11 protein-coding genes are annotated in these 13,556 nt (G+C 62.8%); all 11 read right to left on the bottom strand.

Features of this window, described 5'->3' with window-relative positions:
- Positions 1 to 599: 599 nt before the first annotated feature.
- Positions 600 to 1,892, bottom strand: a complete 1,293-nt coding sequence (locus tag KSS97_RS03845) for an adenylosuccinate synthase (RefSeq protein ID WP_030140158.1) — start codon at positions 1,890 to 1,892, stop codon at positions 600 to 602.
- A 55-nt stretch (positions 1,893 to 1,947) separates the two neighbouring features.
- The gene (locus KSS97_RS03840; protein WP_198797214.1) at positions 1,948 to 3,135 is read right to left on the bottom strand and encodes an ATP phosphoribosyltransferase regulatory subunit; all 1,188 of its coding nucleotides are present in this window, start codon (positions 3,133 to 3,135) and stop codon (positions 1,948 to 1,950) included.
- Positions 3,136 to 3,458: 323 nt separating this feature from the next.
- Positions 3,459 to 4,328: a protease modulator HflC gene (gene hflC, locus KSS97_RS03835; protein WP_030140160.1), complete on the bottom strand. Its 870-nt coding sequence runs from the start codon at positions 4,326 to 4,328 to the stop codon at positions 3,459 to 3,461.
- On the bottom strand, positions 4,328 to 5,500 hold the full coding sequence (gene hflK / locus KSS97_RS03830) for an FtsH protease activity modulator HflK (protein WP_030140161.1): 1,173 nt from the start codon (positions 5,498 to 5,500) through the stop codon (positions 4,328 to 4,330). Before hflK ends, hflC begins: the two co-directional genes overlap by 1 nt.
- An 85-nt stretch (positions 5,501 to 5,585) precedes the next feature.
- A complete protein-coding gene (gene hflX, locus KSS97_RS03825; protein WP_030140162.1) occupies positions 5,586 to 6,887 on the bottom strand; it encodes a ribosome rescue GTPase HflX in 1,302 nt (433 codons plus the stop codon).
- A 12-nt stretch (positions 6,888 to 6,899) separates the two neighbouring features.
- The gene (gene hfq / locus KSS97_RS03820; protein WP_003186419.1) at positions 6,900 to 7,160 is read right to left on the bottom strand and encodes an RNA chaperone Hfq; all 261 of its coding nucleotides are present in this window, start codon (positions 7,158 to 7,160) and stop codon (positions 6,900 to 6,902) included.
- 91 nt (positions 7,161 to 7,251) lie between these two features.
- Entirely contained in the window at positions 7,252 to 8,223 is a 972-nt protein-coding gene (gene miaA, locus KSS97_RS03815; RefSeq protein ID WP_030140163.1) for a tRNA (adenosine(37)-N6)-dimethylallyltransferase MiaA, read from the bottom strand.
- The gene (gene mutL / locus KSS97_RS03810) at positions 8,223 to 10,136 is read right to left on the bottom strand and encodes a DNA mismatch repair endonuclease MutL (protein ID WP_217861123.1); all 1,914 of its coding nucleotides are present in this window, start codon (positions 10,134 to 10,136) and stop codon (positions 8,223 to 8,225) included. The genes miaA and mutL overlap by 1 nt, the downstream gene beginning before the upstream one ends.
- Positions 10,133 to 11,563 carry an N-acetylmuramoyl-L-alanine amidase gene (locus tag KSS97_RS03805; RefSeq protein ID WP_030140165.1) on the bottom strand — a complete coding sequence of 477 codons (1,431 nt, stop codon included), beginning with the start codon at positions 11,561 to 11,563 and terminating at the stop codon, positions 10,133 to 10,135. Before KSS97_RS03805 ends, mutL begins: the two co-directional genes overlap by 4 nt.
- Positions 11,564 to 11,567: 4 nt before the next feature.
- Positions 11,568 to 12,035 carry a tRNA (adenosine(37)-N6)-threonylcarbamoyltransferase complex ATPase subunit type 1 TsaE gene (gene tsaE / locus KSS97_RS03800; RefSeq protein WP_217861122.1) on the bottom strand — a complete coding sequence of 156 codons (468 nt, stop codon included), beginning with the start codon at positions 12,033 to 12,035 and terminating at the stop codon, positions 11,568 to 11,570.
- A complete protein-coding gene (locus KSS97_RS03795; RefSeq protein WP_217861121.1) occupies positions 12,023 to 13,522 on the bottom strand; it encodes an NAD(P)H-hydrate dehydratase in 1,500 nt (499 codons plus the stop codon). The genes tsaE and KSS97_RS03795 overlap by 13 nt, the downstream gene beginning before the upstream one ends.
- Positions 13,523 to 13,556: the final 34 nt, after the last annotated feature.

Raw genomic sequence — 13,556 nt, 5'->3', positions numbered from 1 at the left:
ATGACAAACAGCACATTGGGATTACGCTGGGCCCGACGGGCGAATTCGGACAAGGTCGGCACGTCACTGTCCCACATGGCGCGAGGCGCGACCGAGGCCAGAAGCTGCGCCATATCATTGGCGGAATCACGCAAGTCTTTTTCCAGGGTCGCCCGCAGTTGGGCCTGCTCTTCCTTCAGACGCGAGGACAAACCGGCGGTCAATCGCTGGCGGGTGCTGGCGGACAAACTGTCCAGGCTCGACGTGACTTCGCGCCCAGCCTGCTCCAATTCACCGGCCAGCTTCTGGCTGTCGGCGCCCAGGCGCGCGCCCAGATCGGACTCCAACGCCGTGACCGTGCTTCGGGTCAGCGCAACCGCAACCAGTACTTGCACCAAAAGGGCGATACCGAGCGTAACGAACACAGGCCGCAACAAACGGCTTTGTAACAGTGAGAGAACGGCCGACACTTGAAATCCCTCTACCAAACGCCATTAATTTGATGGCACTCGTGAAAGCGGTGCCTTAATGGTGAGGCATAGCAAGTGTCGTGCCGTCGACCAGACAGAAACGACAAAGGGCTCCCTAAGGAGCCCTTTGTTTTTTACATCAACGACTTATCAGCCAAACGGATGACGCAGGACGATGGTTTCGTTGCGGTCCGGACCCGTCGAAATAATGTCGATCGGCGCACCGACCAGCTCTTCGACGCGCTTGATGTAGTTGCGCGCGGCCAACGGCAGCTCTTCCAGGGTCTTGGCGCCCACGGTCGACTCGGTCCAGCCTGGCATCTGCTCGTACACCGGCTCCAGGCCGATGTAGCTGTCGGCGTCGGTCGGTGCGTCGATGACCGCGCCGTCCTGGTTCTTGTAGCCCACGCAGATGTTGATGGTTTCCAGGCCGTCCAGCACGTCCAGCTTGGTCAGGCACAGGCCCGAGATGCTGTTGACGTCGATGGCGCGACGCAGGATCACGGCATCGAACCAGCCGCAACGACGGGCACGACCGGTGGTAGCACCGAACTCGTGGCCGCGCTTGGCGAGGAAGGCACCGACGTCGTCGAACAGCTCAGTCGGGAACGGACCCGAGCCGACGCGGGTGGTGTAGGCCTTGGTGATACCCAGGATGTAGTCCAGGTACATCGGGCCAAAGCCCGAACCGGTGGCGATACCGCCCGCAGTGGTGTTGGAGCTGGTGACGTACGGGTAGGTGCCGTGGTCGATGTCCAGCAGCGAACCCTGGGCGCCTTCGAACATGATGTCCTTGCCGGCGCGGCGCAGCTCGTGCAGCTCGGCAGTGACGTCGAGCATCATCGGCTTGAGCAGCTCGGCGTATTCCATGCACTCATCCAGGGTCTTCTGGAAGTCGATGGCCGGCTCTTTGTAGTAATTGACCAGGACAAAGTTGTGGTAGTCCAGCAACTCGCCCAGCTTGGCGGCGAAACGCTCACGGTGGAACAGGTCACCGATACGCAGGCCGCGACGGGCCACCTTGTCTTCGTAGGCCGGGCCGATGCCGCGACCGGTGGTGCCGATCTTCAGCTCGCCGCGGGCCTTTTCACGGGCCTGGTCCAGCGCCACGTGATAGGACAGGATCAGCGGGCAGGACGGGCTGATGCGCAGGCGCTCGCGCACCGGCACGCCTTTCTCTTCCAGCTTGATGATTTCCCGCAGCAGGGCGTCGGGCGCCACCACCACACCGTTGCCGATCAGGCATTGCACGCCTTCGCGCAGCACGCCCGATGGAATCAGGTGCAGGACGGTTTTTTCACCGTCGATCACCAGGGTGTGACCGGCGTTGTGGCCACCTTGGTAGCGCACTACGGCGGCAGCATGTTCGGTCAGCAGATCGACGATCTTGCCTTTGCCCTCATCACCCCATTGGGTGCCCAGGACTACGACATTCTTACCCATAACACTTGTCCTCATTCGCGCAAACTTGGTGCCGGCTCCAGGCCGGCAGGAAAACTCAAGAAGCCAGCGGCAATACTTGCCAAAGCCCGTTCTGCTGAATCAATTGCCGGTCGCAGTCCGCTTCACGGGCGGCGGCCAAAGGTTGTCCAGGCAAGGCCTGGACGACACGCTGACCCTCACTGCGCAACTGGCAGACCGCCTGCCAGAGTGCCGCATCCGTACTGTCAGGCATCCAGATACCGCCAGACGGTAGCTCGACTTCAGCACGCCCCAGGGTCACCAGGGTTTTCAAATCGGTGGAAAAACCGGTCGCCGGACGAGCGCGACCGAAGTCAGCGCCGATGTCGTCGTAGCGACCGCCCTGGGCGATGGACTGGCCAACACCCGGGACGAACACCGCGAACACCACGCCGGTGTGGTAGTGATAACCGCGCAGCTCGCCCAGGTCGAAATACAGCGGCAATTCCGGGAAACGCACCGACAGGCGCTCGGCAATCGCCAACAGATCGTCCAGCGCCGCCAACACCGGGGCCGGCGCGCCGGCCAGGCGCTCGCGGGCAGCGTCCAGCACTTCACGGCCACCACAGAGATCCACCAACGCCCGCAACATGCCAGACAGATCGCTCGGCAGGCCTTCGGTCAGGCTGATGACTTCATCGATGGCCTTGCGCTGCAAGGCGTCGAACAACCGTTGCTCCACTTCACCGGACAAACCGGCCGCACGGGCGAGGCCACGGTAGATACCGACATGGCCAAGGTCCATGTGGACATCCGGCACATCAGCCAGTTGCAGCATGGCCAGCATCAGGCTGATGACTTCAACGTCGCTGCTTGGGCTGGCATCGCCGTACAGTTCGGCACCCAGCTGAATCGGGCTGCGCGAGGATGACAAGGCGCGCGGCTGGGCATGCAGGACGCTGCCGGCGTAGCACAGGCGGCTCGGGCCTTCGCGACGCAGGGTGTGGGCGTCGATGCGCGCCACTTGAGGCGTGATGTCAGCCCGAAAGCCCATCTGCCGCCCCGATTGCGGGTCGATGACCTTGAAGGTGCGCAGATCCAGGTCCTGGCCCGCACCGGTCAGCAGGGATTCCAGGTACTCGATATGCGGGGTCACGACGAACTCGTAACCCCAGCTCTGGAACAGATCCAACACCTGCCGACGCGCTACTTCGATACGCGCGGCTTCCGGTGGCAGTACTTCTTCGATGCCATCTGGCAGCAGCCAGCGGTCTACCGTTGCCATTACGCCATTCCCCTATGGTCCGGGCGGCCAGCTTTCGGGCTGGCCTTGAGTGAAGCAGAAAATGCCCGCGTCATGCGAAAAACCGCAAACAACGCGCAAGGGCGACGTGACGAATGGCCCTGGATCGGCCTCGCCAAGCACTTTCCTCGAAAAACCTGTCGGGTCGTTCAACCCGACGCCTGCACCGCATAAACCACAATCGAACGCGCAGACGCAAAAAAGCCGGGAATTTCCCGGCTGCCGCATCATACACACGTTTTCCCAAAGGATCACCCCGCCCGACGTTTTAGCCGCCGGGCGGAGTGCTTCAGGTCAACGTCGTATCAAGGCTTGGCCTTTTCCAGGTAGTGGAAAAAGTCGCTGCTTGGGTCCAGGACCATGACGTCGGATTTGTTCGCAAAGCTTTCACGGTAGGCGCGCAGGCTACGGTAGAACCCGTAGAACTCCTGATCCTGGCCGTACGCCTTGGCGTAGATCGCCGCGGCCTGGGCATCACCATCACCGCGGACCTCTTCCGATTCACGGTAGGCTTCGGCCAGCAGCACGCGGCGTTGACGGTCGGCGTCGGCACGGATGCCTTCGGCCAGCTCGTTACCCTTGGCGCGGTGCTCGCGGGCTTCACGCTCGCGCTCGGTGCTCATGCGTTCGAACACGCTGCGGTTCACTTCCTTCGGCAGGTCGATGGCCTTGACCCGGACATCGACCACTTCGATACCCAGCTCCTTTTCCGCCATTGCGTTCAGCGAACGGGTGATGTCGGCCATGAGCGCATCACGCTCGCCGGACACCACTTCATGCAAGGTACGCTTACCGAACTGGTCACGCAGGCCTGACTCCAGGCGACGGGACAGGCGTTCGTCGGCGATCTGCTTGAGGCCGGAAGTCGCGGTGTAGAAGCGCTCGGCATCCTTCACGCGCCACTTGGCGTAGGCATCGACCATCACGGCTTTCTTTTCCAGCGTCAGGAAGCGTTGCGTCGGTGCATCGAGGGTCATCAGGCGGCCGTCGAACTTGCGCACCTTGTTGACGTACGGCACCTTCACATGCAGCCCTGGCTGGACATCAGCCTGGACCACGCGACCGAATTGCAGCAACACCGCACGCTCGGTCTGAGCCACGATGTAGAAGCAGTTCCAGGCAGCGATCGCCACGACGACACCGACAATAAGGGCGATCAGCGATTTATTGCTCATCAGCGACTCTCCCTGGTACGTGCTTGCTGTTGCTGCAGATCCGCCGCCGCACGGGCATTGGCTTCATTGCTCGCGGCTGCCGCGCTGGTGGGTGGCGTACCGGTATTGCGGCTGCCCTCGACCATCTTGTCCAGCGGCAGGTACAGCAGATTGCTCTGGCCGTTCTTGTTGCCGGTCACGAGGACCTTGCTGGTGTTGCTGAAGACTTCCTGCATGGTGTCCAGGTACAGACGCTGACGGGTCACTTCAGGGGCCTTGCGATACTCGGCCACCAGCTTGGTGAAGCGATCAGCCTCACCCTTCGCACGGGAAACCACTTCGTCGCGATAACCGTTGGCATCCTCGATGATGCGCTGGGCCTGGCCACGGGCTTCCGGCACGACGCCGTTGGCATAGGTTTCGGCCTGGTTGCGCGAACGCTGTTCGTCTTCACGGGCGCGGATCACGTCGTCGAAGGCTTCCTGTACTTCGCGCGGTGCCGCTGCGCTCTGGACGTTGACCTGGGTGACGGTGATACCGGTGCGATAGGTATCGAGGAAGCGCTGCAGGCGTTCCTTGATTTCGCTGGCCATCAGCTCACGGCCTTCGGTCAGCACCTGGTCCATGGCAGTGGAGCCCACCACATGGCGCAAGGCACTTTCAGTCGCGTGTTGCAGGCTGATTTCCGGCTGGTCGACGTTCAGCACGAAGTCCTGCAGGTTGGTGATCTTGTACTGCACGGTCAGCGGCACTTCGACGATGTTCTCGTCTTCGGTCAGCATCTGGCCCTGCTTGGTGTAGGCACGCTCACGCGTGACGTTCTCCATGTACTTCTGGTCGATCGGCGGGAAATAGATGTTCAGGCCCGGGCCGACGGTTTCGTAGTATTTGCCGAAGCGCAGCACAACGGCCTGCTCCTGCTCGTCCACGACATAAACCGCACTGTACAGCCAGACAGCCGCGAGCACGACAAGACCGATGCCGAGCAGGCCGAAACCGCCGCCCTTGCCCGGACGGCTGCCGCCATCGTCACCGCGTTTCTTACCACCACCGAACAAACCGTTCAGGCTTTCCTGCAGCTTGCGGAAGGCCTCGTCGAGATCCGGTGGTCCCTTGCGGTCGCCGTTGTTACGACGCTTGCCGCCCCAGGGATCCTGGTTATTCGAGTTGCCACCCGGCTCATTCCAAGCCATAGCGCTCTCCATCTGATAAAGCAAAGACGCACCCACGGCGCGCCGGCCAATGCTACAGAATGCCTGACACAGCTTTCTCAGGCTTTTATTGCAAAGTGTGTTGCTCGATGAATTCCATCGGTTGCAGCCCTTCACGACTGACCAGTCGGTTCAGTTCCGACCGTGGCAGGCGAACGGCCAGCAGGCAAGCGCCTTCTTCGTCGTGTTCTTCTTTCTGTACCGCACCCAGCTCGAAAAACTGCGCACGCAGCCGGGCAAAACGCTGCGGCAGCTTCAGGGTGCCGACAAACAGATCATCGCCCAGCAGCTCCGCCACGGCCTGCTTGAGCAGGTCCAGGCCGCTGCCATCGCGGGCCGAGAGCCAGACCCGTTGCGGCTTGCCATCGGCATCGCGCTGGATCTGCGGCTCGACCCCTTCGAGCAAATCGAGTTTGTTGTATACCTCGAGGATCGGCAAGTCCTGGGCCCCGATCTCGCCCAGCACCACCATGACCTGCTCGATCTGCAGCATCCGATCCGGTTCGGCGGCATCGATCACATGCAACAGCAGGTCGGAGTTGCTCGACTCTTCGAGCGTAGCTCGGAAAGCCTCGACCAGCTTGTGTGGCAAATGCCGGATGAAACCCACGGTATCGGCCAGCACGATCGGCCCGAGGTCGTTCAGCTCGAGCCGGCGCAGGGTCGGGTCGAGGGTGGCGAACAATTGGTCGGCGGCGTACACGTCGGATTGGGTGACGTTGTTGAACAGGGTCGATTTGCCGGCGTTGGTATAACCCACCAGTGAAACCGTCGGGATGTCGGCGCGCTTGCGGCCGCGTCGCGACTGCTCGCGCTGGCTGCGGACCTTCTCCAAGCGCCCCTTGATCTGGCGCAGGCGAACCCGCAGCAGACGCCGGTCGGTTTCCAGCTGGGTTTCACCCGGGCCGCGCAGGCCGATACCGCCCTTCTGCCGCTCAAGGTGAGTCCAGCCGCGAACCAGCCGCGTGCTCATGTGTTCAAGCTGGGCCAATTCGACCTGTAGCTTGCCTTCATGGGTACGGGCACGTTGGGCGAAGATATCGAGAATCAGCCCGGTGCGGTCGATCACGCGACACTCGAAGACGCGCTCGAGGTTACGTTCCTGGCTGGGCGTAAGGATGTGGTTGAAGATCACCAGATCGATATGCTCGGCCTTGACCAGGTCGCGCAACTCCTCGACCTTGCCGCTGCCGATCAGGAATTTGGCGGTTGGCCGATGACGCGGCACGTTGAAAAACGCGACGGTCTCGGCGCCGGCCGAAATTGCCAATTCCTGAAACTCCTGCGGATCTTCGCGCGCCTCAGGGTCCTGTCCTTCCAAGTGAACGAGAATAGTCCGCTCACCACCACTGTGGCGCTCAAAGAACAAAGGAGGCTCCTATCAGGCGTTACCCGGTTCAGCGTCACCGCCTTCGGATTCGGTTGCGCTAGGCAGACGAATCGGACGAACCGGCACCACTGTCGAGATAGCGTGCTTGTAGACCATTTGGCTGACGGTATTTTTCAGCAGGATGACGAATTGGTCGAAAGACTCGATCGTGCCTTGCAGTTTGATCCCGTTGACCAGATAGATGGACACCCCAACTTTCTCTTTACGTAAAGTGTTCAAGTAAGGGTCTTGTAGCGAATGCCCTTTTGACATGTGCCGCACTCCTTTAAGGATCAATTATAAAATTCGGAATCAGATGGCTTGGGCCGTCACACCCCCAAGGATAGACGGCAATTGCAAGGACTCAGCTCAATATGGAGATGGTCCCGAGGTATTTCAAGGCGCGTGGCAGATTGTCGCAATCAAGACTGTCGAGCCAATGCAGGTCAGTCCAGCTGCGCAGCCAGGTGAACTGGCGCTTCGCCAATTGACGCGTGGCGATAATCCCCCGCTCGCGCATCTCGGCTGACGTCAGCTTGCCGTCCAGGTAGTCCCAGACTTGTCGATAACCCACCGCACGTATAGACGGCAACCCGGCATGCAGGTCACTTCGCTCACGCAGGGCTACGACCTCGTCTATGAATCCCTGTTCCAACATTAATGTGAATCTTTGTTCAATTCGCCGATGCAGCACTTGCCGGTCCGCCGGAGCGATGGCCAGATTCGCGACAGTATAGGGCAATTGTTGCAGTCCCGAAGCGGCTGCTTCAGTACTTTGCGCAGATTGCCGTTGCCGCAACGCCGTCATGCTCTGGCCGCTGACCCGATAAACCTCCAGGGCCCGGCTGAGTCGTTGCGGGTCGTTGGGGTGAATGCGCGCTGCGGACTCCGGGTCGATGGCCGCCAATTGCTCGTGAAGCGCTTGCCAGCCAAGGCGCGCGGCCTCTTCTTCGATCTGCGCGCGCACCTCGGGATCGGCCGCCGGCATGTCCGCCAATCCATCGACCAGTGCCTTGTAATACAGCATCGTGCCGCCCACCAGCAGCGGAATCTTGCCCCGTGCGGTGATTTCGGCCATGGCCTGCAGCGCATCACGCCGAAAATCAGCCGCCGAATAGGCTTCGGCCGGGTCGAGGATATCGATCAGCCGATGAGGGAACTCAGCCAGCAGTTCTTTCGATGGTTTGGCGGTGCCGATGTCCATGCCCCGGTAGACCAGCGCCGAATCGACGCTGATCAACTCGCAAGGCAGGACCTTGGTCAACTCGATGGCCAGGTCGGTCTTGCCGGCGGCGGTCGGGCCCATCAGGAAAATCGCGGGTGGCAACGGGTTCATCAACGACCGCGCAGGAACAGTTTGTCCAGGTCGTCCAGGCCCAATTGGGTCCAGGTCGGCCGGCCATGGTTGCATTGACCGCTGCGCTCGGTGTTTTCCATATCCCGCAGCAGGCCGTTCATTTCCGGCAAGGCCAAGCGCCGATTCGCGCGGATCGCGCCGTGGCAGGCCATGGTGCCGAGCAATTCATTCAAGTGCGCCTGGATCCGGTCGCTGGTGCCGTACTCCATCAGGTCCGCCAGCACGTCGCTGACCAAGCGATTGGCCTCGGCCTGTTTCAACAAGGCCGGGATCTGCCGGATCGCCAGGGTTTCCGGGCCCAGGCGCTGCAATTCAAAGCCCAGGCGCTGGAACCAGCTCACGTGTTCTTCGGCGCAATCGGCTTCACGCTGGCTGACGGCCAGGGACTCGGGGACGAGCAGCGGCTGGCCGCTCAAGCCTTCGCTGGCCATGGCGATCTTCAATCGCTCGTACATGATCCGCTCGTGGGCGGCGTGCATGTCCACCAGGACCAGGCCTTGGGCGTTCTCGGAAAGGATGTAGATGCCCTTGAGCTGCGCCAGGGCATAACCCAGCGGCGGGATATCGCCCTGGCCGTCGGGCAACGCCGTCGCCGCGGTTTCAGGCAAAGGCTTGAAGAATTCGCGATACGCCGCCTGGGCCTCGGCCGCCGGCACATTCGACTGGGGACGCGGGGTGTATTGATATTGATAACCGCTGCCGGCGCCGCTTCCGGCCGTATTGAAGCTCGGTTGGGGCTGAGGTTGTTCCAGCAGTGCATGGGCGGCCAGGCGCATTTCACCCTGGGGGCCGAATTCGCCAGCCTCCAGCCCGGCTGGGCGGACCATGCCGGCCACCGCCGCCGGGGCCGCCAACTGGTCCTCGGGGCGCACATCGCCCAAGGCACGGTGCAAGGTGCCATAGAGGAAATCGTGGACCATGCGTCCATCACGGAAACGCACTTCGTGCTTGGTCGGGTGCACGTTGACGTCCACCACGGAAGGGTCGACCTCGAAAAACAGCACGAAGGTCGGGTGCCGACCGTTGAACAGCACATCGCGATAAGCCTGGCGCACCGCGTGGGCCACCAGTTTGTCGCGCACCGCCCGGCCGTTCACGTAGAAATATTGCAAGTCCGCCTGGCTGCGGGAGAACGTCGGCAAGCCGACCCAACCCCACAGGTGCAGGCCATTGCGCTCCACCTCGATGGGCAACGCCTGCTCCAGGAACCCCGCACCGCACACCGCCCCCACGCGCCGGGCGCGGGCCGCATCGTCCTGGGCTTCGTGCAGGCTGAGGATGGTCTTGCCGTTGTGGCGCAGATGGAAGGCCACATCAAAACGCGCCAGGGCCAGGCGTTTGATGACTTCTTGCAGGTGATCGAATTCGGTTTTCTCGGCCTTGAGAAATTTACGCCGGGCCGGAGTGTTGAAGAACAGGTCGCGCACTTCCACCGAAGTCCCCACCGGATGGGCAGCGGGCTGTACGTGCGAGGCCATGTCGCGGCCTTCGGTCTCGACCTGCCAGGCCTGGTCGGCGTCGCGGGTGCGGGACGTGAGTGTCAGGCGCGACACCGAGCTGATCGATGCCAGCGCCTCGCCACGAAACCCCAGGCTCATGACCCGTTCGAGGTCTTCCAGGTCACGGATCTTGCTGGTGGCGTGACGCGCCAGGGCCAAGGGCAGGTCGTCAGCCGGAATGCCGCGACCGTCGTCGCGCACCCGCAACAGCTTGACTCCGCCCTGCTCGACATCCACGTCGATGCGCTTGGCCCCGGAGTCGAGGCTGTTTTCCAGCAACTCCTTGATCACCGACGCCGGACGTTCGACCACCTCGCCGGCGGCGATCTGGTTTGCCAGCCGGGGGCTGAGCAGCTCGATACGGGCGTTGCTGCCGTTCGCTTCGTCGCTCATTGCTTGACCGCCACTTCATTGCCCGGAATGGTCAGGGTCTGGCCAATCTTGAGCTCATCGCTCTTGAGATTGTTGGCGCTGCGCAAGGTGGCGGGCGACACCTGGTAGCGCACGGCGATCATCGCCAGGGTTTCGCCCGGACTGACCCGGTGGTCCCGCGGCCCCTGGGCGATCTTGCCCGAATCGCGCAGCCAGGCAATGTAGGTGCCCGGCGGTGGATTCTGCTGGAAGAACTGCCGCACGCCGCTGCTGATGGAGCGGGCCAAGGCTTGTTGGTGGCTCGAAGAGGACAGCTTCGAGGCTTCGTTGGCGTTGGAGATGAACCCGGTTTCCACCAGGATCGATGGGATATCCGGCGACTTCAGTACCATGAACCCGGCCTGCTCCACGCGTTGCTTGTGCAACGGTGTGACGCGGCCGATGTTGCTCAGTACTTTCTGGCCGACGTTCAGGCTGGACGTCAACGAGGCCGTCATCGACAGGTCGAGCAGGACACCGGCGAGCATCCGGTCCTTGTCGTCGAGGCTGACGTTGCCGGCACCGCCGATCAGGTCGGAACGGTTTTCGCTGTCAGCCAGCCAACGGGCAGTCTCGGAAGTCGCGCCACGGTCGGACAGGGCAAACACCGAGGCGCCGAACGCGGCGGCGGAAGGCGCGGCGTCGGCGTGAATGGAAACGAACAGGTCGGCGCCTTTCTTGCGGGCGATTTCGGTACGGCCGCGCAACGGGATGAAATAGTCCCCCGTGCGGGTCAATTCGGCGCGGAAGCCTTTCATGCCGTTGACCTGGCGCTGCAACTCACGGGCGATGGACAGCACCACGTCTTTTTCGCGCTGCCCACGCGAGCCCGAGGCGCCCGGGTCTTCGCCACCGTGGCCGGCGTCGATCACGACAATGATGTCGCGCTTGCCGGCCGGAGCCGGTGGCAGCTTGATCGCAGGTTCGGTCGGCGTCACCGGAACCGCAGGCACCGTGGCGACATTGGTTGGCGGCGGTGGAGGCGGCGCGGCGTCGGCCGGGTTGTCGAACAGATCGACCACCAGCCGGTTGCCGTACTGGGCGTTCGGGGCCAGGGTGAAGCTTTTGGGCGTCACGGCTTTTTTCAGGTCGATGACCACCCGCAGGTCGGTCGGCGTACGCTGGGCCGAGCGCATTGCGGTAATCGGCGTGTTGGCGGTGGGCACGTTCAGCGGTGCGCCCAGGGACGCACCGTTGATGTCGATCACCAGGCGATCCGGGGCGCTCAGGGTGAATACGCTGTGCTGAACCGGGCCTGTCAGGTCGAACACCAGCCGGGTATTGTCCGGCGCCCGCCACAGGCGAACGCTGTTGACCTTTGTCTCAGCCACAGCATCGACGGCCAGTGCCGTAAGCAACAGTCCTACGACAGCAACCACCGCGCGAAAGCGCATACCAAACCCCATCATTTAATTAGTTTTCCAAAGCCAAGGCGGCACACCACGACTCGCCACGCGAGCCTTGCGGTGTCAGTTTCAATGAACGCCCGCCGTTCTGCGCGCCAATGGTAATGGTCAGGTCGGGCTTTGGCAAAAAGCCTGCACCCTTCTGGGGCCATTCGATCAGGCACAAGGCGTCGTCTTCGAAATAGTCGCGGATGCCGAGGAACTCCAGCTCTTCGGGATCCACCAGTCGGTACAGGTCGAAATGGAAGGCCCGGACGTCGCCGATCTCGTAGGGCTCGACCAAGGTGAACGTAGGACTCTTGACCGAACCGACGTGTCCGAGGCCGCGAATGATGCCGCGGGACAGGGTGGTCTTCCCCGCGCCCAGGTCGCCTTCGAGGAAGATCAGGCCATGGCCTGCGGTGATCTGCGCGATGCGGGCGCCAAATTGTGTCATGGCTTGTTCGTCCGCCACGTACAGGATTACTTCAGACACGGTGATTGCTCCTCCAACAACTGACGAATGGCCGGGATCAGATCGGTCGCCGCCAATCCCCGGCCCGAACGACCGACCTGGACGCCGGCATTGGCATGCAGCCAGACCGCCAGGCAGGCGGCCTCGAATCCGTCCATTCCCTGGCCCAGCAAGGCGCCGACCACCCCGGCGAGCACATCCCCCAGGCCGGCAGTGGCCATGGCCGGATGGCCCTCGCCGCAGACCGCCAGGCGGCCGTCCGGGCCGGAGATGAGGCTGCCGGCGCCCTTGAGGATCACGGTGGCTGCGTATTTTTTGCTCAACGCATGGGCTGCCGCCGGGCGATCGGCCTGCACCTGGGCGGTGGATATTCCCAGCAACCGCGCGGCTTCGCCCGGATGCGGGGTGATGACGCATTGCTCGGGCAGGCTGACCGCGCCGCCGCTCAGCAAGTTCAGCGCGTCGGCATCCCACACCTGAGGCAGCGACGCATTGGCCGCCGCCGACAGCAGGCTACGCCCCCAGGCGGCCTGGCCCAGGCCCGGGCCGACCACCAACACGCTGGCCTGCTTGAGCAAGCCCATCAGCTGGTTCGCCGAATGGGTGCCTTGCACCATCACTTCCGGCAGACGCACCAGCGCCGAGGCGACGTGCTCGCTGCGCGTTGCCATCGAAACCATGCCCGCGCCACAGCGCAGGGCGCTTTCAGCGCTCATCTGGATCGCGCCGCCGAAACCTCTGTCGCCGCCAATCAACAGCACATGACCGAACTTGCCTTTGTGGGATGTGGGGGCTCGAGGCGCCAGACGCGGCAGATTATGCGGCAAGAGTAATCGAGCACTGGCAGGCGCCGACTCGACGAGGTCAGGGTCCGCGTGCAGGTCGTTGAACACCCACTCACCCACTCGATCCGCTGCATCCCCGGTGAACAGGCCAAGCTTGAGGCCAATGAACGTCACGGTCAGGTCAGCCGCTACCGCAGTTCCCAGCACGCGGCCAGTGTCAGCACACAAGCCAGAGGGGATATCCACCGCCGCCACCGGCAAACCGCTGACATTGATTGTATCGATCGCGCGGACATACGGTTCGCGCACTTCGCCAGTCGTCCCGGTGCCAAGCAACGCGTCGAGCAACACACCACGCAATTCGGAATCGTCCGACCAGGGCTCCACCGGCACACCGACCGCCACCGCCTCGGCATGGGCATTGGCGGCGTCTCCCAGCAAGCGCCGGGGCTCGCCCACCGCCAGCACCCGCACCGACCAGCCGGCGCGGCGGGCCAAGGCGGCCACCAGATAACCATCACCGGCATTGTTGCCGTGGCCGGCCAACACGGTCAGTTCGGTCGCTTCGGGCCAGCGCCGGACGATCGCTCGCCAGGTGGCGCGAGCGGCACGCTGCATCAATTCAAAGCCGCTGGTACCTGCCGCGATCAGTTGTGCATCGAGGGCCCGGACCTGCGCGGCGCTGTACAGCGCGTCGGGAAAATCATCTTTAGTGTGCGGCATGCGTCTTCGGGCTCCGATGTCTGGCAGAATTATA

This window comes from Pseudomonas alvandae (assembly GCF_019141525.1).
In the GTDB taxonomy this organism is placed as follows: Bacteria; Pseudomonadota; Gammaproteobacteria; order Pseudomonadales; family Pseudomonadaceae; genus Aquipseudomonas; species Aquipseudomonas alvandae.
The sequence above is the reverse complement of the archived record's forward strand: the minus strand, read 5'-3'. Positions and strand labels throughout refer to the sequence as shown.

Bases quoted from the DNA above. Each gene is read 5' to 3' on its own strand.
- KSS97_RS03845 (WP_030140158.1), bottom strand. From the start codon at position 1,892: ATGGGTAAGAATGTCGTAGTCCTGGGCACCCAATGGGGTGATGAGGGC.
- KSS97_RS03840 (WP_198797214.1), bottom strand. From the start codon at position 3,135: ATGGCAACGGTAGACCGCTGGCTGCTGCCAGATGGCATCGAAGAAGTA.
- hflC (WP_030140160.1), bottom strand. From the start codon at position 4,328: ATGAGCAATAAATCGCTGATCGCCCTTATTGTCGGTGTCGTCGTGGCG.
- hflK (WP_030140161.1), bottom strand. From the start codon at position 5,500: ATGGCTTGGAATGAGCCGGGTGGCAACTCGAATAACCAGGATCCCTGG.
- hfq (WP_003186419.1), bottom strand. From the start codon at position 7,160: ATGTCAAAAGGGCATTCGCTACAAGACCCTTACTTGAACACTTTACGT.
- miaA (WP_030140163.1), bottom strand. From the start codon at position 8,223: ATGAACCCGTTGCCACCCGCGATTTTCCTGATGGGCCCGACCGCCGCC.
- mutL (WP_217861123.1), bottom strand. From the start codon at position 10,136: ATGAGCGACGAAGCGAACGGCAGCAACGCCCGTATCGAGCTGCTCAGC.
- KSS97_RS03805 (WP_030140165.1), bottom strand. From the start codon at position 11,563: ATGATGGGGTTTGGTATGCGCTTTCGCGCGGTGGTTGCTGTCGTAGGA.
- KSS97_RS03795 (WP_217861121.1), bottom strand. From the start codon at position 13,522: ATGCCGCACACTAAAGATGATTTTCCCGACGCGCTGTACAGCGCCGCG.